The 457-nt window shown below is 40.7% G+C and carries 1 protein-coding gene; it reads right to left on the reverse strand.

What is annotated here, in order from left to right; genetic code table 11:
* Nucleotides 1-260: helix-turn-helix domain-containing protein (locus AB4589_RS25040; protein WP_372101921.1), on the reverse strand; the 260-nt coding region annotated here is incomplete at its 3' end.
* Nucleotides 261-457: the final 197 nt, after the last annotated feature.

Genomic DNA, 457 nt, shown 5'->3' on the forward strand with positions numbered 1-457 from the left:
TTAAAGTCGTAATACTTGGTCTTTATAAGAGCTTGAACTTGTTGCTTTAAGGTAATGGGGATTTTATTAGCGGGTGCCCTTCCTGTGTTGCCATGAACCACAAATCGGATACCATCAGAGCGATATCGCCTGAGATAACGTTCGATGGTTCTGCGAGACTTATTGAGGAGCTTAGAGGCATTAGTAATTGAGATTTTACCGAGAGCAACTTTTGCGATGATATCCACGGTAAGCTGAGATTGAGTATCCATAACGATCATCCTATACACCCCTGACTAATTCGTAGCACTAGTCAAAGGATTACGTAAAAATAGAGACCGTCAATTTCCCTCGGTAATTAAGCGAATGACAAAGTCGCTTGGTAGTTACGATACGACAGAATCGCTTGGTGATCACACTAATGCTCAATTTTCAGAAACTGATTTATGCCCCTTTTCATATATGGAATCCACGTATT

It is taken from the genome of Vibrio sp. 10N.222.49.A3, assembly GCF_041475145.1.
In the GTDB taxonomy this organism is placed as follows: Bacteria; Pseudomonadota; Gammaproteobacteria; order Enterobacterales; family Vibrionaceae; genus Vibrio; species Vibrio tasmaniensis_A.